Annotated in this window: 17 protein-coding genes; 9 read left to right on the forward strand and 8 right to left on the reverse strand. The window is 57.4% G+C overall.

The genetic code is table 11. The features are described 5' to 3' along the window. The first annotated feature begins 31 nt into the window (after positions 1 to 31). A complete protein-coding gene (gene ispB / locus SANT_RS17720; protein WP_025423589.1) occupies positions 32 to 1003 on the forward strand; it encodes an octaprenyl diphosphate synthase in 972 nt (323 codons plus the stop codon). Positions 1004 to 1093: 90 nt separating this feature from the next. Here the strand turns inward: ispB and SANT_RS17725 are convergent, their stop codons facing one another. Continuing rightward, positions 1094 to 1474 carry a DNA-binding protein gene (locus SANT_RS17725; protein ID WP_025244751.1) on the reverse strand — a complete coding sequence of 127 codons (381 nt, stop codon included), beginning with the start codon at positions 1472 to 1474 and terminating at the stop codon, positions 1094 to 1096. 186 nt (positions 1475 to 1660) lie between these two features. On the opposite strand from SANT_RS17725, the gene SANT_RS17730 reads away from it, so the two are divergent. Continuing rightward, positions 1661 to 1924 carry a helix-turn-helix domain-containing protein gene (locus SANT_RS17730; RefSeq protein ID WP_025244750.1) on the forward strand — a complete coding sequence of 88 codons (264 nt, stop codon included), beginning with the start codon at positions 1661 to 1663 and terminating at the stop codon, positions 1922 to 1924. Positions 1925 to 1967: 43 nt separating this feature from the next. Here the strand turns inward: SANT_RS17730 and SANT_RS17735 are convergent, their stop codons facing one another. Beyond that, complete coding sequence (locus SANT_RS17735) at positions 1968 to 2345, reverse strand: DNA-binding protein (protein ID WP_025244749.1); 378 nt, start codon at positions 2343 to 2345, stop codon at positions 1968 to 1970. A gap of 906 nt (positions 2346 to 3251) precedes the next feature. Then, positions 3252 to 4190, reverse strand: a complete 939-nt coding sequence (mdh, locus tag SANT_RS17745; RefSeq protein WP_025423591.1) for a malate dehydrogenase — start codon at positions 4188 to 4190, stop codon at positions 3252 to 3254. Between the two features lie 263 nt (positions 4191 to 4453). On the opposite strand from mdh, the gene argR reads away from it, so the two are divergent. Both argR and yhcN read left to right on the forward strand, forming a co-directional pair. Beyond that, positions 4454 to 4924, forward strand: coding sequence for a transcriptional regulator ArgR (gene argR, locus SANT_RS17750; protein ID WP_025244748.1), 471 nt, complete (start codon positions 4454 to 4456; stop codon positions 4922 to 4924). A gap of 722 nt (positions 4925 to 5646) precedes the next feature. Continuing rightward, entirely contained in the window at positions 5647 to 5910 is a 264-nt protein-coding gene (yhcN, locus tag SANT_RS17755; RefSeq protein WP_025423592.1) for a peroxide/acid stress response protein YhcN, read from the forward strand. Between the two features lie 255 nt (positions 5911 to 6165). Here the strand turns inward: yhcN and mpl are convergent, their stop codons facing one another. Continuing rightward, positions 6166 to 7539 carry a UDP-N-acetylmuramate:L-alanyl-gamma-D-glutamyl-meso-diaminopimelate ligase gene (gene mpl, locus SANT_RS17760; RefSeq protein WP_025423593.1) on the reverse strand — a complete coding sequence of 458 codons (1374 nt, stop codon included), beginning with the start codon at positions 7537 to 7539 and terminating at the stop codon, positions 6166 to 6168. Between the two features lie 189 nt (positions 7540 to 7728). On the opposite strand from mpl, the gene fbp reads away from it, so the two are divergent. Both fbp and ppa read left to right on the forward strand, forming a co-directional pair. Continuing rightward, on the forward strand, positions 7729 to 8730 hold the full coding sequence (fbp, locus tag SANT_RS17765; protein ID WP_025423594.1) for a class 1 fructose-bisphosphatase: 1002 nt from the start codon (positions 7729 to 7731) through the stop codon (positions 8728 to 8730). A 191-nt stretch (positions 8731 to 8921) separates the two neighbouring features. Then, positions 8922 to 9452, forward strand: coding sequence for an inorganic diphosphatase (gene ppa / locus SANT_RS17770; protein WP_025423595.1), 531 nt, complete (start codon positions 8922 to 8924; stop codon positions 9450 to 9452). A gap of 44 nt (positions 9453 to 9496) precedes the next feature. Here ppa and SANT_RS17775 read toward each other — a convergent pair whose 3' ends face one another. Genes SANT_RS17775 through tamA form a run of 3 tightly spaced genes read right to left on the reverse strand, consistent with a single transcriptional unit; the run spans position 9497 to position 15383 of the window. Then, entirely contained in the window at positions 9497 to 9859 is a 363-nt protein-coding gene (locus SANT_RS17775) for a gamma-glutamylcyclotransferase family protein (RefSeq protein WP_025423596.1), read from the reverse strand. 2 nt (positions 9860 to 9861) lie between these two features. Beyond that, the gene (gene tamB, locus SANT_RS17780) at positions 9862 to 13695 is read right to left on the reverse strand and encodes an autotransporter assembly complex protein TamB (RefSeq protein ID WP_025423597.1); all 3834 of its coding nucleotides are present in this window, start codon (positions 13693 to 13695) and stop codon (positions 9862 to 9864) included. Further along, a complete protein-coding gene (gene tamA / locus SANT_RS17785; RefSeq protein WP_071882080.1) occupies positions 13692 to 15383 on the reverse strand; it encodes an autotransporter assembly complex protein TamA in 1692 nt (563 codons plus the stop codon). Before tamA ends, tamB begins: the two co-directional genes overlap by 4 nt. Positions 15384 to 15833: 450 nt before the next feature. Here tamA and msrA point away from each other — a divergent pair, with 450 nt between their 5' ends. Together msrA and SANT_RS17795 are read left to right on the forward strand one after the other, a co-directional pair. After that, positions 15834 to 16415, forward strand: coding sequence for a peptide-methionine (S)-S-oxide reductase MsrA (msrA, locus tag SANT_RS17790; RefSeq protein ID WP_051440246.1), 582 nt, complete (start codon positions 15834 to 15836; stop codon positions 16413 to 16415). 136 nt (positions 16416 to 16551) lie between these two features. Then, on the forward strand, positions 16552 to 17886 hold the full coding sequence (locus SANT_RS17795; RefSeq protein ID WP_025423600.1) for a hemolysin family protein: 1335 nt from the start codon (positions 16552 to 16554) through the stop codon (positions 17884 to 17886). 86 nt (positions 17887 to 17972) lie between these two features. Here the strand turns inward: SANT_RS17795 and SANT_RS17800 are convergent, their stop codons facing one another. Beyond that, on the reverse strand, positions 17973 to 18179 hold the full coding sequence (locus SANT_RS17800; RefSeq protein WP_011410214.1) for a DUF1107 domain-containing protein: 207 nt from the start codon (positions 18177 to 18179) through the stop codon (positions 17973 to 17975). Positions 18180 to 18457: 278 nt separating this feature from the next. On the opposite strand from SANT_RS17800, the gene SANT_RS17805 reads away from it, so the two are divergent. Beyond that, positions 18458 to 19024 carry a YtfJ family protein gene (locus SANT_RS17805; RefSeq protein WP_025423601.1) on the forward strand — a complete coding sequence of 189 codons (567 nt, stop codon included), beginning with the start codon at positions 18458 to 18460 and terminating at the stop codon, positions 19022 to 19024. The last annotated feature ends 232 nt before the right edge of the window (positions 19025 to 19256 follow it).

A 19256-nucleotide genomic window follows, 5' to 3' on the forward strand; every position in this document is an offset into this window, starting at 1 on the left:
TGACGGTATACCTACAAACCGATAGAAAATAATGAATCTTGAACAAATTACTGAACTGACCGCGCAGGATATGGCGGAGGTCAACACGGCAATTCGCGAGCAGCTAAACTCAGAGGTCGCCCTGATAAATCAGCTCGGCCACTACATCATCAGCGGCGGCGGCAAACGTATCCGGCCCATGATTGCGGTGCTGGCGGCGCGTGCGCTGCACTATCAGGGCAATCAGCATGTCACCGTCGCCGCGCTAATCGAATTTATCCATACTGCCACGTTGTTGCACGACGACGTGGTGGATGAATCGGACATGCGCCGCGGCAAAGCGACGGCCAATGCGGCGTTTGGCAACGCCGCCAGCGTCTTGGTCGGCGATTTCATCTATACCCGCGCTTTTCAGATGATGACCGCGCTGGAATCCCTGCGGGTGCTGAAGCTGATGTCTGAGGCGGTTAACATTATCGCTGAAGGGGAAGTACTGCAATTAATGAACTGCAACGATCCGGATATCACAATCGACAGTTATATGCGGGTTATCTATAGCAAAACCGCGCGGCTGTTCGAGGCGGCGGCGCAGTCCTCCGCCATATTGGCCGGCGCCGATGCCCGCCAGGAGGCGGCGCTGCGCGATTACGGCCGTTATCTGGGCACCGCCTTTCAACTCATTGACGACCTGCTGGATTACGGCGCGGACGGGAAAACGCTGGGTAAAAATACGGGCGATGACTTAAACGAAGGTAAGCCGACGCTCCCGTTGCTGCACGCCATGCGTAACGGCACGCCAGAACAGGCGGCGCTGATCCGCCAGGCGATCGAGCAGGGCAATGGACGCCACCTGCTGGAGACGGTGCTGGACACCATGCGCCAGTGCGATTCTCTGGGGTACACGCGCCGGTGCGCGGAAGAGGAAGCGGACAAAGCTATCGCCTGTTTGGACTGCCTGTCGCCCTCCCCTTACCGCGATGCGCTAGAGGGCCTGGCCCACGTGGCGGTGCAGCGCGACGCTTGAAAGCGCAATCGCCAGAGGAAAGGAATCTCTTTGGAAAATTGCCGTCATTGAGCGGCAAACCACGGCGTAACGCTGTCGTGGTGACCACCGTTACTCTTCTTGCAGCCCCAGCCGTACGATAAACGCGCCGATGCCTTCGCGCATAACAAAAGCAATCACCCGCTCCCGCTCTTCCACGGTCAGTTGCCGATAGATGGTTATCCAGGTGGCCAGGGCCACGGACACCCCCTCCGCTGGCGCTTCAAGAGACCATTCGACGTCGTCCCCGTCCCGCATTTCCCGGCGCATTAAAGCTTTTTGCACCACCGCCGGCAGGCTATCGAACGCATACTCCATCCCCCGCCCCTGCGCCCCTTTTCTGCGCCGCCGGTTCCATTTTTCACGCCTGGCAAGATCACACAGCCCCTGACGGGTACCGGGCAGTCCGGCAACGGACAGCAGTTCCTGCGTGCTGAACCAGGCTTGTTTCATAAGATTTTCATTCCGAATTCGACCTGCATAACAAATTAGAATTTATTTGGAAAATAATTGAAAACTTTTAGGAAGTTTGGTGCTATATATTTTCCAACTAAAGGCTATGACCATTGCCATCGTTTTATCTGCATTGGTTAGTTATACCATTAACCCGCGTTTGTCTTACAGCACAAGGAACGAAATATGAGCGAAAGGAATACAGATTGGCACCCTGCGGATATCATCGCGGCACTCCGTAAACGCGGAACCTCCCTGGCCGCGGTATCGCGCGCGGCGGGATTGAGTTCATCCACGCTGGCGAACGCCCTCACCCGGCCCTGGCCCAAAGGTGAATGGCTCATCGCCGATGTGCTGGAGGTCCATCCTTCGGTGATATGGCCCAGCCGCTATATCGACCCGGAAACCAATCAATTGCTCGATAGGAAAAGCCTGATACGCCAGCGCTGATCCTCGGCGCCGGGGAGGGCCATGCCTTCCCCGGCGCATTATTTCATTCCGGCCTGAGGTCGTTAACCGGCTCATCCGGATAGTCCAGACGCTTTAACAGGTTCAACACACCCTCACGTACGATAAAAGAGACGATAAAATCGCGCTCCGCATCGGAAAGTTGCCGATGAATTTCGTTCCAGGTTGCCGACGTCTCCTGTGGGGAGAGTTGGTACTCCGCCGGGTTGGTCCTTAAAGAAAGCGTCTTTTTTACCATGTCCGGCAAACTGTGCCAGGCATACTCTACCGCTTTGCCGCGCGCACCCTCGCGCCGCCTTTTTTGCCAGCCCTCCTCCCTGGCTCGCCGATTCAGTCCCTGTCGTGTTTTGGGTAGTCCACCTACCCCAATCAATTCGTGCGTTGCAATCCATTCTTTTTTTATTTCCATCTTTAATCCCCCTCCTTGTCATGGTGACAGCCTGGCGCTATCGCCATCGCACGGTTTGGGCAGGTACTGTGGAATTTACGGCACCTGATTCCCGTTCCGCTATTACGACAACATTTAATGTATAACATTAAAGACTTGTCGTAACGCTAATTACAACACAAAAAAAGCGCATTGGATCAAAGGTGGCATTAAAAAATGAGATCAATGCCAGCTATTAGAATAAAAAACACAAAATTAATAAAAATTGTTCATTATCAATTGAATAGAATTCTTATAACATTATCTATGTTATTACTGTAATGCAATAAACTATCTCTTAAGAAATAAGTTTTAGGTGAAAACGAATGGCCGAGAAAAGGGAAAAGAAAATGGCGCTGCCGCTAAATTTTCGACACGGAAACCGGGCCAGAAATAGTATTTGGCATAAGGAAAAGTTTATCGTTATACCCTGCTGAGGCGATGAAATGTTTAGCGTAGATTTAATCCCTCCGCCGACGCCATAACAGAAGTCGCGACCATCCCGCATGGCGTCAGGCGTCCCTTTTCGCCGGCGCAGGGCAACGCCACACGCACCGGTTCATCAGCAATAGCCACCTCGCCGGCGCAGGGCAGCGTCACACGCACCGGTTCACCAGCAGTAGCCACCTCGCCGGCGCCAGGCAGCGCCACACGCACCGGACCGCCAACAGTTCCCGCCCCACCGGCGCCGGCCCTGCCTGACACCTAAGCGCGCCGGGCCAGCCTACGCCCCGGCGCGTCAATGCCCCTAGCCCGGGCGAAACGCCCGACAAAACAATGCCGGCGTCGCCGGCAAATAACAGACCGCACCCGGCGGCTGTGATTATAAAGGGCAGCGCCGACGCAAGGATCGTAGCGCCTTATCCTCACGGCGGCGGCGGGCTACTGCTGCAGGAACTGGTCGCCGAGCGCAATATCCTGATTGAGCGCCGCGCGCATATCCTGTAGCGCCTGCTGCTCGAAGTCGCTGAGGATACCCAGCGGCCGCCGCGCGCTAACGCCCTGCGGCCCCAGCAGCAGCGGTTGGGCAAAAAAGCGGGAAAACGCCGACTCGCTTTCGACATAGGCGCATTCGATAATTCCCTGCTGCCCCTGCAGCGCCCGCACCAGCGACAGCGTAAAGCGGGCCGCGGCATACCCCATGGCAAGCGTGGCCGATCCGGCGCCGGCTTTGGCCTCCACCACCTCGGTGCCGGCGTTGCGGATGCGCCGCGTCAGGAGATTCACTTCTTCATCGCTGAAAGTGATCCCCGGCACCTGCGATAACAAAGGCAGGATGGTGACGCCGGAGTGGCCGCCTACCACCGGCACCTCTATTTGATCCGGCCGCAGCCCTTTCATGGCCGCCACGTAACTGTTGGCGCGGATAACGTCCAGAGTGGTGATACCAAAAAGCTTTTGCGGCTGATAGACCCCGGCCTGCGCCAGCACGCCGGCGGCGATGGCAACCAGGGTATTCACCGGATTGGTGACAATGCCGATCAGCGCCTCGGGCGCACAGACCGCCACCTGACCCACCAGCTGCCGCACGATGCCGGCATTAACATTAAACAGATCCGCACGATCCATACCGGGCTTACGGGCAACGCCCGCCACAATCAGCACGATATCGGCGCCAAGCAACGCCGGGGACGCGTCTGGACCGCAAAAACCACGCACCTTCACCGGCGAGGGAATGTGGCTGAGGTCCACGGCAATCCCCGCCGTTACCGGCGCAATGTCATACAGCGAGAGTTCCCCATCCTGGGGTAAACGGGTTGTTAGCAGCAGCGCCAGCGCCTGGCCGATGCCGCCTGCCGCGCCGAGCAGTGCGACTTTCATTGTAATCTCCTTATATCCCTACGAAGAATGGCATCTCATACTCTACTGAAAAGCATAAAGGCATCGCCTAATAAAGACAATTGATGAACATCAGGATTGCGACAGCGCATGGAGAAGCAGGCCATCTGTAGGCGGGTTGCAAGTTGGGGGCTTTTCACCCACCATGGACAGCGAAAGCTGTCTCCGGCAGCAATTTCATTGCATAAAAATTCATAAATATGCATAATAATCCATTAAATAATCGGCTTACTCTGCGGTAAAACATGCGAAATCAATCGAAACAGGAAGAACTGGTCAAGGCGTTCAAGGCGCTGCTGAAAGAGGAAAAATTCAGCTCTCAGGGCGAGATTGTGCTTGCGCTGCAGGAGGCGGGCTTTGAGAACATTAATCAATCCAAGGTCTCGCGTATGCTGACTAAATTCGGCGCCGTACGCACCCGTAACGCCAAGATGGAAATGGTATATTGCCTGCAGGCGGAGCTGGGCGTTCCCACCGCCAGCAGCCCGCTGAAAAATCTGGTGCTGGATGTGGATCATAATGACGCGCTGGTTGTCATCCATACGAGCCCCGGCGCGGCACAGCTCATTGCCCGAATGCTGGATTCGCTGGGGAAATCAGAAGGGATCCTCGGCACTATTGCTGGCGATGATACGGTCTTTACCACCCCCGCGCCTGGCTTTTCGGTCAAACGACTGTATGAATTTATTCTGGTCCACTTCAACCAAGAGCTCTGACGCTACCGCCGCTCGCGTTCGCAGCCGCCAGGGCCGACGGCGCACCGGATGCGCCATGCCGACGGCGTTACCGTAGAGCTGCCGCCGGCACCTGCTGGCCTAAGCTTGCCGCTCGGGCGCCTCGCCACGGCGTTAAACCCGGCATGCCGCAGGCTGGAAATGATCCCGTTTTCGACGTTTAACGTTCCTTTCGCCAGCGCCGGCTCCCGCCGGCGGTCGTGTACAGGCCCAGAAGCTACCGCGCTCCATCGGCACGCGATTTAGGCAGATGCGCGACGCGCATCCGACTGTTTCCCGGTAAAGACACAGCGCCCGCGCGCCCTAATCCGCCATCGTGCACAAAGCCGGATCCGATGCGTTAAACGGCGGTTTTTAACATTGTCTTACGTAGGGTAGGTTTTTTCACCTTGATAAATAGCGTGACATCGGATGTTACATGTCAGAAATAAGGGACTTTATCTGTAGGCCAGTGGGAAATGCTAGCTCAGACCGCACTTTTAGCCACATCAACTTATGCGCATGATTTTACATGACTTTAACAAAATACGCTCAATTTTTGCGCATATGTAATAACTTTTGCTTCTAACCTGGATGATTGCAAGCTTAAAGTTTCATAAATAATTATGATCAAACTATTAGTACCCGTCGTTACTAGTGTATACTTAGCTTCGTGATAAGCATCACAGTCCGAGAAAGATGCGCGTTATATGAGGAATAAAATGATGAAAACCAGAACGGCGTTACCATTAATGGCGGTGCTTTCCGCATTGTCTTTCGGCGCGTTCGCCGCGGATTCCATCTCGCTGCAGCAGGCTCAAGATTTGCAGCCCATGGGCAGCGTTAGCGTCAGCGGTATCGACGGTGCGCCAAGCGACATCCATCAGGCGCTGAATCAGGCGGCCGACGCGAAGGGCGCACGCGCCTACCACGTAACCGAAGCCTATGAACACGGCAACTGGCACGCCACCGCCCAGCTTTACAAATAATCTGTTCGCCAGAACCGGGACGGCTGCCCGCGGCAGCGCCTGGCGGATCAGCGCCACCCGGCGGGCATGCTTTTTGGCAGCACTATGCAATGTGTCATGTTGTGAAACACGCTCTGTAACCCACATCATTTCGCGGCGACCCTCAGTTAATCCTGTGTCCGGAATTAACCCATCGCGATTTGATGATTCCCTCATCGTCTAGCAGACGATTTTCCCCCGCTCGCGGGGTTTTTTTTTGCCCTGGGCTAACGCCCCTCAGCCCTGGCGCGTGGCTCGTTGCGCCAACTGATCCAGCAGCTTGGCATGAATGCCGCCAAAACCGCCGTTGCTCATCACCAGGATGTAATCTCCCGGTTGCGCGGTTTTCACGATCATTTCCACCAGCGTATCAACATCGGCGCTACAGTGCGCGGGCTGCACGCAGGCCTCCGCCACTTCGCTCACCTGCCAGGGAATATGCTGCGGCTGATACAGAAATACCTCGTCAGCGCGGCCGAGTGACGGCGCCAGCTCATTTTTGGATAGCCCCATTTTCATGGTGTTGGAACGGGGCTCCAGTACCGCCAGAATCCGCGCCGTGCCGCCGATTTTACTGCGCAGCGCCGCAAGCGTCGCCAGAATAGCGGTGGGATGATGGGCAAAATCATCGTAAACCGTCACGCCGTTGGCGGTACCTTTAAGCTCCAACCGCCGGCGGGCATTGATAAAGCGGCCCAGCGCCCGGCAGGCGTCCGCCGGCTGTACGCCGACGTGGCGAACGGCGGCGATAGCCATCAGCGCGTTATGCATATTATGCTCGCCCACCAGTGGCCAACTGACCGCGCCAACGGGCTCATCGTGCAAATACACCTCGAAACCGCTCGCGTCCGGGGTGGTTTTTTTCGCCCGCCATGCGCCTTCTTCGCCGGTGTATTCCGTTTCGCTCCAGCATCCCATCGCCAGGGTGTGTCTAAGATTGGCGTCATTATCCGGCAAAATGATTTTCCCTTTACCGGGCACCAGCCGGATCAGGTGATGGAACTGTTTCTGGATCGCTTTGAGATCATCAAAAATATCGGCATGGTCAAATTCCAGATTATTCAGAATAAGGGTGCGCGGACAGTAATGGACAAACTTGGACCGTTTATCGAAAAAGGCGCAATCGTATTCATCCGCCTCCACCACGAAGAACGGGCTATCGCCAAGCCGGGCGGAGACGGTGAAATTGCCCGGTACGCCGCCAATCACGAAACCCGGTTGATAGCCGCACTCCTCCAAGATCCAGGCGACCATGCCTGCGGTGGTGGTCTTGCCGTGGGTGCCGGCAACGGCGATTACCCAACGCTGCGCCAGCACGTGATCGTGTAACCACTGCGGGCCCGACACATAAGGGATGCCGCGTTCCAACACCGCTTCTACGCAGGGATTGCCCCGCGACATGGCGTTGCCGATAATGACCCAATCCGGCGCGGGATCGAGCTGAGTCGGATCGTAACCTTGAATCAGACCAATTCCCTGCTCCTGCAGCAGCGTACTCATCGGCGGATAAACATTATCATCCGAGCCGGTGACCTCATGTCCCAGAGAACGCGCCAGCATCGCCAGACCGCCCATAAAGGTGCCGCAGATACCAAGAATATGAATGCGCATAATTTTTCCATTTTTAGCCGCGTTTTGCCGCCTATTCTAGCGCCCCGGCCGATTGATAGAAACGGTATTTGATGATGTACTGGCAATCTGTTTAGGCTAAACTGGATGGACTGACTGGTAGTGGTAAAAAAATTATACCGCTTTTCATCCGTAGCTTCAGGGTCCTTTTTGAGATTCAGGGAATGTGTCATGAAAACGTTAGGCGAATTTATTGTTGAGAAGCAGCATGATTTTCCGCATGCCACCGGCGAGCTGACCGCGTTACTTTCAGCGATAAAGCTCGGAGCTAAAATCATTCACCGTGACATCAACAAAGCAGGATTGGTGGATATCCTCGGTACCAGCGGGGCTGAAAACGTGCAGGGCGAAGTCCAGATGAAGCTGGATCTGTTCGCGAACGAAAAGCTGAAAGCGGCGCTGAAAGCCCGTGGACAGGTCGCGGGCATTGCCTCTGAGGAAGAAGATGAAATTGTCGTCTTTGAAGGGGTTGAAAACGGCAAGTACGTGGTGTTGATGGATCCCTTGGACGGTTCGTCCAATATCGACGTCAATGTCTCGGTTGGCACTATTTTCTCTATCTATCGGCGCATCACGCCGGTCGGTACGCCGGTGACCGAAGAAGACTTTCTGCAACCCGGCAATAAACAGGTCGCCGCCGGCTATGTGGTCTACGGCTCCTCCACGATGCTGGTGTACACCACCGGCTGCGGCGTACACGCTTTTACCTACGATCCGTCGCTGGGGGTCTTTTGTCTGTCCCATGAAAGCGTGCGCTTTCCCGCGACCGGGCAGATGTACTCCATCAACGAGGGCAATTACATCAAGTTCCCCAACGGGGTGAAGAAATACATCAAATACTGCCAGGAGATGGACGAAGCCACCCACCGCCCCTACACCTCGCGCTACATCGGTTCGCTGGTTTCCGATTTCCATCGCAATTTACTCAAGGGCGGCATTTATCTCTATCCCAGCACCGCGACCCATCCCAACGGCAAGCTGCGATTAGCCTACGAGTGCAACCCGATAGCGTTTCTGGCCGAGCAGGCCGGCGGCAAGGCCAGCGACGGCAAAAACCGCATACTGGATATTGAGCCGCACGAGCTGCATCAGCGTTCCGCGTTCTTCACCGGCACCGAGTCCATGGTTAACGATGTTGAACGCTTTATCCGCGATTACCCAGATAACGTTTAAGCCTGGGAGCGCGCCGGCGGGGCATCGCGGGATGTCGCGCCGTGCTACTCTGCGTCCGCGCCACGGGCCGGACGGCCGCCGCGCTGGCCGACGCAACAGCGTGATCCTATCCGCGGGCGCCCAGCGTACCGCGGGGGAAAATCGGTTATACTAGCCGTCTCGCCATTCTTGGAAAGTTTAAGGAAAACGACATGAGTTTGAATCAGGTACCGGCAGGCAAAGATCTCCCGGAAGATATTTATGTGGTCATTGAAATTCCGGCTAACGCGTCCCCCATTAAATATGAAGTTGACAAGGAAAGCGGCGCCCTGTTTGTCGATCGTTTCATGTCCACCGCGATGTTCTATCCCTGTAACTACGGCTATATCAACCACACTCTCTCCCTGGATGGCGATCCGGTGGACGTGCTGGTGCCGACGCCGTATCCGCTACAGCCTGGCGCCGTGGTGCGCTGCCGTCCCGTCGGCGTGTTGAAAATGACCGACGAATCCGGCGAAGATGCCAAACTGGTGGCGGTGCCGCACACCAAGCTGTCGAAAGAATATGACCACATTAAAGACGTCGACGATCTGCCTCAGCTGCTGCGGGCGCAAATCACCCATTTCTTCGAGCATTACAAAGATCTCGAAGCCGGCAAATGGGTGAAGGTCGACGGCTGGGATAACGCCGAAGCGGCCAAAGCCGAAATTCTCGCCTCTTTCGAGCGCGCCAAAAAGAAATAATACCGCCGAAAAAAAACCGCTCACCGAGCGGTTTTTTTTGGCCGTTAACCCGCCGCGTCGGAAGGGTCCTCATGCCGGCGTACCCAATCTCCTCCGGGCAGCAGCGTAAGACCGGTGACCGGCCGCTGATAAAGATACATCCAGGCGCTGCCGTAGGGCGTGCCGATCAGGATCCGCTTGTATTCGCCGCTTTTGGTGCGCAGCGCATCCAGTTCCGCCAGGGTGGTGGAATCGATGCGGTACACCTCGCCATAGACCGCGCCGTCGCCCGACACGACCGCCGGATAATGGCCGAGATCGTAAAGCGCATAGCCTGGAATAGTGTAATCTCCCAGCCATTGGGCGTTGGTCATCCAGTGACTATTTCCCTGTTTGCGTCGCAGACTACCGTAAACAATAATTCGCATGGTTAAAACTCAAACCGATAGAGCAAGTCTAGCGCCTGGTTAAGACCAGACACGGCTTCCAGATAAAGTTTCGGCATTAAACGATAACGCAGCGTTAACGTTGCCAGTGAGTCAAAAATACCAACACCGTATTTGACCTGCAAACCGGGCGCGATATAACCGCTGACCACGACCTGGGAGCTGTCGCCAACCCCCTGTGTGTCCAGCGCTAAATCGCTGACCCCGAATGCTTGTCCGATTTTACCCACAACTTGGCCGCTTTGTGCAACCCCCATCCCAATTAACATCGATGTCATCATATTGCTGTCGGCGCCGGAGGCATCCAGACCCTGTCCGCGCAACAAATAAGACAGCGCCTCCTGTTGCGATTTGACCGGATCGGAAAAGACTTCCACTTTCGGCTGGTCGGCCAAGCCGGTGACGCGCACCCCCGCCGTGACGTCATCCTCGGTGGAATCCGGATTGCGGATGGCCTCGATGTTCAAATAAGGCTGATCGACCGGGCCGGAAAACAGCAACTGCCCTTTGTTGACGATCAAATCCTGTCCATAGGCGTGAAAGCGACCGGACGGAATATCGATTTGCCCGTTAAGCCCCAGCCCCTGCTTATCCTGCGCTACTTTCAAATCCCCTTTAAGCCTGGCTTTGAGGCCGAAAGCGTCCAGGCGCACATCGTCACCGACATGCACCAGCAGGTTGGAGGTAATGGGGATGGCGGAGCTCTCCTTATCGGCTACCGGCCGCAGATTATCGTCCAGCAGCACTTCATCACTGGAGACGCCAACCGCGCTCTGCGGCATATCCTTCACTTCAATGCGCGCCCAGGGAATATCAACCTTGCCATTAAGGGCGAACAGCGTCGGCGTAGCCTCGAACACAATATCCGGCGACATGTCCAGCCGTACCATGGGCGGCACGGTGATGCGCACCCGATTGCCCTGGGCGTTGATACGCGCGCGCCAGGCCGCCATCCGGTTCCAGTCGGCGTCGCCGGTCAGGTTGACCTGGCCGTGGGTTGTCCCGATAAGCCCCTGTAGCGTAGAGCGGGTCCCGGCGAAAGAGAGCGCCAGGCGACTGTCGGTCATGGCAAAGGGCATGAAGTTGCCTTTGATAACCAGACGCTCCAGCCCCAATTGACCGTACAGCTGCGGCCGCTGCACATCGCCGCCGAGACGCAACGCGGCATTGACTAGCCCATCGACGCTTTCACCCCGCGACATCAACGGTTTCAACAGCGCCAGCGAAAGCTGATTGATGTTGACGTTGCCGGACAGCGCCCGCCGATTTTGGGGATCCGCCACCTGCACCTGACCGTTGAACTGGCCATTGCCGGCGATTTTGAAAAGCCAGTCGAGGCGGGCCAATCCCTTATCCAGCGCGGCATTGAGCGTCAGCGTTTCAAACGCCACCGGCAGTGTCTTGCCCTGCACCGTTTGACTGACCTTCACGCCGTTGCCCACTAGCGCCACTTTGCCCTGCGGTAGGCCGCCCCCCGCGGTCCAGCGTACCTCGGCCCGGCCGGTGAAGACGCCGCTGGCCTGTGTTTCCGCCGGTAGCAGGGGTTTCAACATTGCCAAATCGAAGCGGTTCAGCTGCAAACTGGCCTGCCCGGATGCCCCTATCTCGCTGTTTTGCGGCGCGCAGATCTGCGCATTGGGGTTTTGCCAGCAATGCGGGCCGATAATGAGATTTTGCGCGACGGCCTGATAATCCAGCGTCATTGCGCGCGTCAGCCGCCATTCCCCCACCGGCGTAGCGAAACGGGTTTGGCTGAGCGTACCCTGCCAGCGTTGCTGTTGCCGATCGAAACCGCCGTTTAACTGCAACTGGCCGGCAACCGGCTCACCCTGCATCGCCAGCTTGAGCTGATGCCGCTTTTCATCGCCGGTCGCGTCCAGGGTCAGTTGGGCGATGGACAGCGACCCCTGTAGCAACCTGTCCAGCCGCAGCTGAACGTTACCGCGCACGATGTCGCTGGAACGGACATCGCCCTGCAACGCAATGCGCCCGACGGTTAACTCTCCCCAGCGCAGCGCGTATGCGTTGAGATCCATAAGCAACTGCGGCGCGCGCAGATTGCCCCGCAGTTTGATATCGCCCGCCGCCCGACCGCCCAGCCCTGGCAAGGCACCGTTCAGCGCCGGGGCGTTGAGCACGGCGTCCAGCGCGAAGGCATCGCTCAGTTCGCCTTTCACCGTCAACTGGTTACGCCCCAGCGCCAACAGCAGTTGCGGCACCTGCCATTGACCGGCGGCGTTACCCCTGAGCGACCCCTTCGCGGTGAGCGCGTTTTGCCGGATATGGCCATGGAGATCCAGTTCAGGCACCTGTAGTTGCCAGTTGCCGCCATACAGGCTGCCGCGGCTGGTGAGTTTTCCGTCCAGCCGCGCGGGCCAGTCCGGCCACTGGCGGGCGGTATTAATCCCGCTTAACGACAGTTCGCTACGCCAGCTAATGGCGCGCTGCCAGTCCACCACCGCGCTCAGATCGGTATTGCCCTGTAACGCCGCCAACCGCAGGCGCGATAGCGTAAAGCCGTCGGTATTGCCCTTGGCGTCCAGGCTCACATCCGCCGGCGGCAGACCCTCGCCGCTGAGCGCCGCTTTCAACGTCAGCCGATAATCCCGCGCCTCGCCGTCCAAACGCAGGGCCAGACCCCGCGCCTGATATTGCGGCGTACCGGTTAACGGCCACTGCACGGACTGCCCGTCGATCGTCAATGTCAGCGGCAGACCCGCCTGCGCCAGGCGCGTTTTCAGCGCCAACTGCGCGGTGAGCGGACCGGAGAGATTGAGCGCGGCGCGCAGTTCATCGCGCAGGTCGCCGTCTACCGCGAGCTTGATCTTCTCGCCTTTTAGCGGCGCGCTATTTACGGTGGTGTTGACCGTCATCGACACCGGCCAGCGCCCGCTGAGTTCGGCGTTGCCGGACGCGTTGAGCAAGCCCTGGGGCGAGTCGATATCCAGCAGCGTCAATTCAGCATGCCGATCGCGGGTCGCCGCCTGCAAACGTAAGCGGGTGATAAGCAGATTGGCGTCGCCGGAGAGACGCAGATTTTCCCCTTCGATATCCTCAACCGTCAGATTCAACGGCAGGGTAAACGAAGGCAGCGGCGGCAGGAGCGGCTTGGCGAACAGTGCGCGCAGCGTCTCGGCCAGCGGCGGCTGCGCGCGAATTGCCGCCCGCGCCGCCTCAGCATCGGCGCGTTTTTGCGCCGGCGTGCGCGTATCGGGTTTTATCGCCTGCGCGGCGGCGGCCGCCGCCTTATCCGCCACCACCTGCGCCGCCGTCGGCAGCGCCACCAGCAAACCGGCGATGCGCGTCGGCGTCACCGTCAGGTTATTGCCCTGAAACTGAAGGCCGGTGCTGAATTCGTCAAGGGCGATGCGGGTATTATCCACTTTGACCTGCACATTATTCAGCGCCAGACGGCGCAGGTTAAGCGGATAGGGGGTCGATAGGGAACCACCGCCCGACGCCTCCTGCGTTGCCGGCGCCGGCGGCCCGAATTCGGCGGTGTTTACGCCGACATTCACATCGCGCAGGGAGAGATCGTTGAGGCACAGCTGGCGCTCCCGCAGACAACCAAAATCCAGCGCAAGATGGAATTCGCCGACACCGACCGTAACGCCGGGCATCTGGTAACGTAACTGCTTAATGGTCAAATCGCGCCAGCCGCCGCTGACGGAGGCCATTTCCAGTCCCGGCACCCAGCGGGCCGCGCCGTTCAGCACCAGGTGCAGCCCGCTGGTGGTCCCCACCAGAAACGCCAGCGCGCCCACCAGCAGCACCAGCAGCAGCACGACACCCAGGCAGATTTTCTTAACAAGGCTCATAATTCCGGCCCCAGTCCAATATAGAATTGCACGCCGTGCTCATGTTCATCCGCCACCGGGGCGGCGATGTCCAGCTTGATGGGGCCGACGGGCGATTGCCAGCGCACGCCGACGCCGGCGCCGGTCTTGAAGTTGCTCTGTTTGATATCGTTAACCGCCTCGCCGCTGTCGACAAATACCGCGCCCCACCATTTGCCGGTGACGTTATATTGATACTCCAACGATCCGGTGGCCAGTTTGGAGGCGCCGGTCAATTTGCCGTCATCGTCGCGCGGCGACAGGGATTTGTATTTATAGCCGCGAATACTGCGATCGCCGCCGGCAAAAAAGCGCAGCGAAGGCGGGACGCGTTCAAAATCGTTGGTTTCGATCCAGCCCAGGTTGCCGCGGGCTACGAAGCGGTGTTTCTCCGCCAGCGTGCGGATCCAGACGTTCTGCGCCTGCAAAATGACAAAATCGATATCCGAACCCCAGACGGTATTGGAAACATCCACCGAATAGCGCTGGCTGTCGCCCCAGGTGGGCATCAGGCCGCCACGCTGGCGGGTCCGGTTGATACTGACGCCGGGATAGATAAGCATCGTGGTATCGGTAACGTTGGCCTGGGTAAAGTGATCCAGGCTCCAGCGCAAATTGATAGCCCGCTGCCAGCCGCTGGACAGATCCCAATAGCGCGCCACGTTCAGCGTGGTGGAATCCGCCTGGGTATCGTTGAGGTCTTCGCGCTTGAAGCCGCCTTGCAGCAGATAATATTGCTCCAGCGGATCTTTGAGCAGCGGAATTTTATAGCTGACATCGGCCGATTGCTCCGGCGCCGACAGGCTAAGACTGGTTTGCAAACTGTGGCCGCGCGAGTTAAGCCACGGTTTGTTCCAGGTGGTTTTGACCCGCGGTCCCACATCGGTGGCATAGCCGACGCCGGTTTCGAGACTGTTGCGACTGCGCGGCGTCACGACCGCGTCCAGCGGCAGCGTTTTGCTCTGTTTACCGGAGGAAAAGTCAGGGGAGATCACCACCGAATTAAACCAGTTGGTGGCCGCCAGCCGGCGGTTTAGCTCCGCCAGCGATTCGGCGCTGTAAGGTTCGCCCTCGCGTACTTTGGCGAGATTTTGCAGGTAATCTTCGCGGATCTGGGCGCCGTGGAAGCGCACTTTACCGAAGCGATAGCGCTGGCCGCTATCAAAATCGATATCCCAATAAGCCTGGTAGCGCGACGGCGCTACACCCAACTGGCTTTTGCGAAACTCGGCGTCGAAATACCCCTTGCGCAGCGCCAGGCTGGAAAACCCGTTTTTGAATCTGTCGTAAGCGCCGTGATTCAATACGGTGCCAAGGGCGGGCTTGCCGTCTGACACCCACTGGCGATAATCGCTGTCCTGCCGCGCCTCGCCGCGCAAAATGACATTGACGCCGGCGATTTTCACCGGCTTACCCGGCGTGACACGGGCGATAAGTACATCGCGACCGCCGTTCACCGCCGGCTTAAAGACGAAATCGATGGTGGGCGAATAATAGCCAAGCGCCCGCAGCCCCTCGCGCACCGCGTTATCCACCCGGCTTTGGAAGCGCGCGTCGGCGGTCACCTCATCGCTGCCAATGGTGGACAGGCGCGCGCGTACATTGCGCTGCAGGTCGCCGCTGAGCCCCTCCACCTGTAGGCGGACGTTGGCGCTATGGGCCTGCGGCATCAGCAACAGCGCGCAGAAAAATAGGGATTTTCGGCCGTACCGTGCTTTCACGCTGATGACCTCTGATTGTTTCTTTCCTGGCAAAGTCTCTCCATCCGCGACGAATCAGCGTTGATGCTATTATTAGCAGACTCAATACTCCGTTGGCAAAATCGCCGGGCGGCCCTTGCGCGGCCGCGTCCGTCTCGCCGTCGGGCGCTGAGTGGCGCTTACTCACCTGATGCTCAGGTGTATCAACCCTCTATGGTTAGTGATGAGATATTTTCGCAGTAAAATCGATTTATCTTCACAGCATCATGTAATAATGCGCTTTATTGTCGGTAAAGCGTGCCGGTTAAACAACCCCTTGCGGGGTATTTCGCCGGCATTTGTTCAAATGAGGAGTTCAGGGTGGCGCAAAATTTCGACAAAACTACGCGCATTACGCAAAGTGAAGCGCTGCCGGGGCGCATGACGCCCATGCCCATCGCCCCCACGCATCCGGTGCTGCACCATTCCATGAGCCACGTCCCGGACGGCATGGCGCTAGCGATATTCGCCATGGGCTGTTTTTGGGGCGTGGAGCGGCTTTTCTGGCAACAGCCCGGCGTTTACAGTACCGCGGCCGGCTATACCGGCGGCTTTACGCCCAACCCTACCTACCGCGAAGTGTGCAGCGGCCAGACCGGCCATGCCGAAGCGGTAAGAGTGGTGTTCGACCCGCAGATCATCCCCTACACGGCGTTGCTGGGGTTATTCTGGCAGCACCACGATCCGACCCAGGGCATGCGCCAGGGGGACGATATCGGCAGCCAGTACCGCTCGGCGCTCTTTCCCCAGGATGATGCGCAGCGCGAGGCCGCGCGCGTAAGCCTGGCCGCTTTTGCCCAAGCGATGGCCGACGCCGGCGATACCCGCCCCATCACGACCGCGCTGGAACCCGCGGCGCCCTTTTATTATGCCGAGGATGAGCATCAACAATATCTACATAAACATCCCGACGGCTATTGCGCCCTCGGGGGCATTGGCGTGTGCCTGCCGCCGGCCCGCTAAGCGGTATTGGCGGCGCGATGACAGACGCTGCTATACTGTCGTGCGACACGGTCGCCGTGGCGTTGAGGCGAGATGTTCACGCAAATTCGCCCTTACAGGGCGCCGACGCTTCCTTATAGCCCGAACTGGTTAACTTATGCTAAATAGTTTTTTGCTTATTCTGCTGCTGATTGCAGTAAGCGCATTTTTCTCGATATCAGAGATATCGCTGGCCGCCTCGCGCAAAATAAAATTGAAATTGCTGGCCGACGAGGGGGATATTAACGCGCAGCGCGTGCTCAAATTACAAGAGACGCCGGGCGTGTTTTTTACCGTGATTCAGATTGGCCTCAACGCCGTGGCCATTCTCGGAGGCATCGTCGGCGACGCCGCCTTTTCTCCCTGGTTTGCCTCGGTATTCGCGCACTTTATGTCACCCGAGCTGGCGGAACAGTTGAGCTTCATTTGCTCCTTCTCGCTGGTGACCGGTATGTTCATTCTGTTTGCCGATCTGACCCCGAAACGCATCGCGTTGATCTCTCCGGAAAGTTATGCCGTCAAGATCATCAACCCAATGCGCTTCTGCCTGCTGGTATTCCGTCCGCTGGTGTGGCTGTTTAACGGTCTGGCCAACGTCATTTTCAGAATGCTGAAACTGCCCATGGTGCGCAAAGACGATATCACTTCCGACGATATTTACGCGGTGGTAGAGGCCGGGGCGCTGGCCGGCGTGCTGCGCAAGCAAGAACATGAACTCATCGAAAACGTTTTTGAGCTGGAATCGCGCACCGTGCCCTCCTCTATGACGTCGCGCGAAAATATCATTTATTTCGATCTGCGCGAAACCGAGGACAGCATTAAAGAGAAAATCGCCACCCATCCCCATTCCAAATTCCTGGTCTGTGACGCGACCATCGACCACATCGTCGGCTATGTCGACTCGAAGGACCTGCTTAATCGCGTGCTGGGCAATCAGAGCCTGGCGCTCAATAGCGGCGTGCAGATCCGCTCGGCGCTGATCGTGCCGGATACCCTGACCCTGTCTGAAGCGTTGGAAAGCTTTAAAACCGCCGGCGAGGATTTCGCGGTCATCTTAAACGAGTATGCGCTGGTGGTCGGGATAATCACGCTAAATGATGTGATGACTACGCTTATGGGGGATCTGGTAGGCCAGGGGCTGGAGGAGCAGATTGTCGCCCGCGACGAAAACTCCTGGCTGATTGAGGGCGGCACGCCGATTGATGATGTGATGCGGGCGCTGCACATCGATGAGTTTCCGCAATCCGGTAACTACGAAACCATCGGCGGCTTTATGATGTTTATGCTGCGCAAAATCCCCAAACGCACCGATTTCGTCCGATACGCCGGCTACAAGTTTGAGGTGGTGGATATCGACAGCTATAAAATCGATCAGCTGCTGGTTACGCGCGTCGAGGAAAAATCCTCCCCGCTACTGTCGCCGGCGTCCGACAACAATGCCCATGTCGCCTGAGATAAGCGCCGCAGTGATGAAAAAAAAGCCCCCGCGCGCGGCGGAGGCATAATGACTACGGCGGCAGTTCGCCGTAAAAAGCGTTCTTAGGCCATATCTAGCTGGAGCCGCATTACCTGGCGATTGACTTCAGACATGACGCTGAAATGCTGTTTATCTCGCACCTTGGGCAGCAAAATTTTACCTTTATCAAACTCAAAAGCGCCGATGCCCTTGATGTAAAGTCTGCCGCGAAATAAGGTCTTTACGTAAGTGGCTACTTTTATGGCGTTATAGCGATGGAAGATTCTCATTTTTGTACTTTCCTCCTACAGGGTTACTTCTTCCTATGGTACTGACTACCGCGATTGGAAATCCGGTAACGCTACCTAACTACACCTTATCTGAGTGGTAAGTTGTGCTTTAGTTCACGCTCTTACAGGATGCATTACTGCTTTTACATATTTTGACAGTAGGGTATAAAAAACAAATCCCTATAAACAGTATAATTATCCTAAAAGTGCGGTGGTTGTGCTTGCACACACACTGGGCCAAAGAGGGCCCGGTGAGATCCTAACAACAGGAGTTTTTTATGCGCTATCTCATCGGCCTACCGTTATGCTGCCTCGTCGTGTCCCTCTCGTTGCATGCCCATCTGCTGCGCACCGGTGAACCGGTTCCGCCTGTGAAGGTCATGCATCAGGGGGAAGTAATCTACGATCATAATGAGTTTAGTCATCAATCCTGGAATAGCGCACGCCTCCCCGGAAAAATTCGTCTCATCCAGCATATCGCCGCCCGAACCTCGGCGCGCGAAATGAATGCCGCGTTGATTGAAACCCTACGCAAGGCAAGATTACCGCGCGAATATTACCAAACGACGACAATCGTCGATCGCGGCGACGCTTTCTTCGCTACCGGCTGGTTCATCCGCCACCAAATCGAGGCGAGTCTGCGTCGCTACCCCTGGTCGCAGATTATCGACGATACCAACAGCGTGGTGCGTCATAACTGGCAGTTGAAAAGCAAAACTTCGACCATAGTGCTGCTTAACGCCCAAGGAGAGGTGCAATGGGCCAAAGAGGGGCCGTTGACGCTGGAGGAGATACGCCAGGTCGTCAGCCGTATCCAGCGCCTATTGCGCGAACAGGACCGATGAGCGCCGGCGGCGAACGACGGCAGATTGATAGTCCAGCCGGACGGGAACAGCGGTCGGACGGTTATGGCCCGAGCGGTTACGTCGGCCGCTTGATAACCGTAGCCGGACGGGAGCAGCGGTCGGACGGTTGTGGCCCCAGCGGTTACGTTGGCCGGGCGGCCACGGCTGTCGGCGGGATATGGCCGCCCGACGAGTTAGCGGGGGCTAGACAGCCACCCGCTGCACGACCGCC

Origin of the sequence: Sodalis praecaptivus (assembly GCF_000517425.1) — a bacterium.
Taxonomy (GTDB): Bacteria; Pseudomonadota; Gammaproteobacteria; order Enterobacterales; family Enterobacteriaceae; genus Sodalis_A; species Sodalis_A praecaptivus.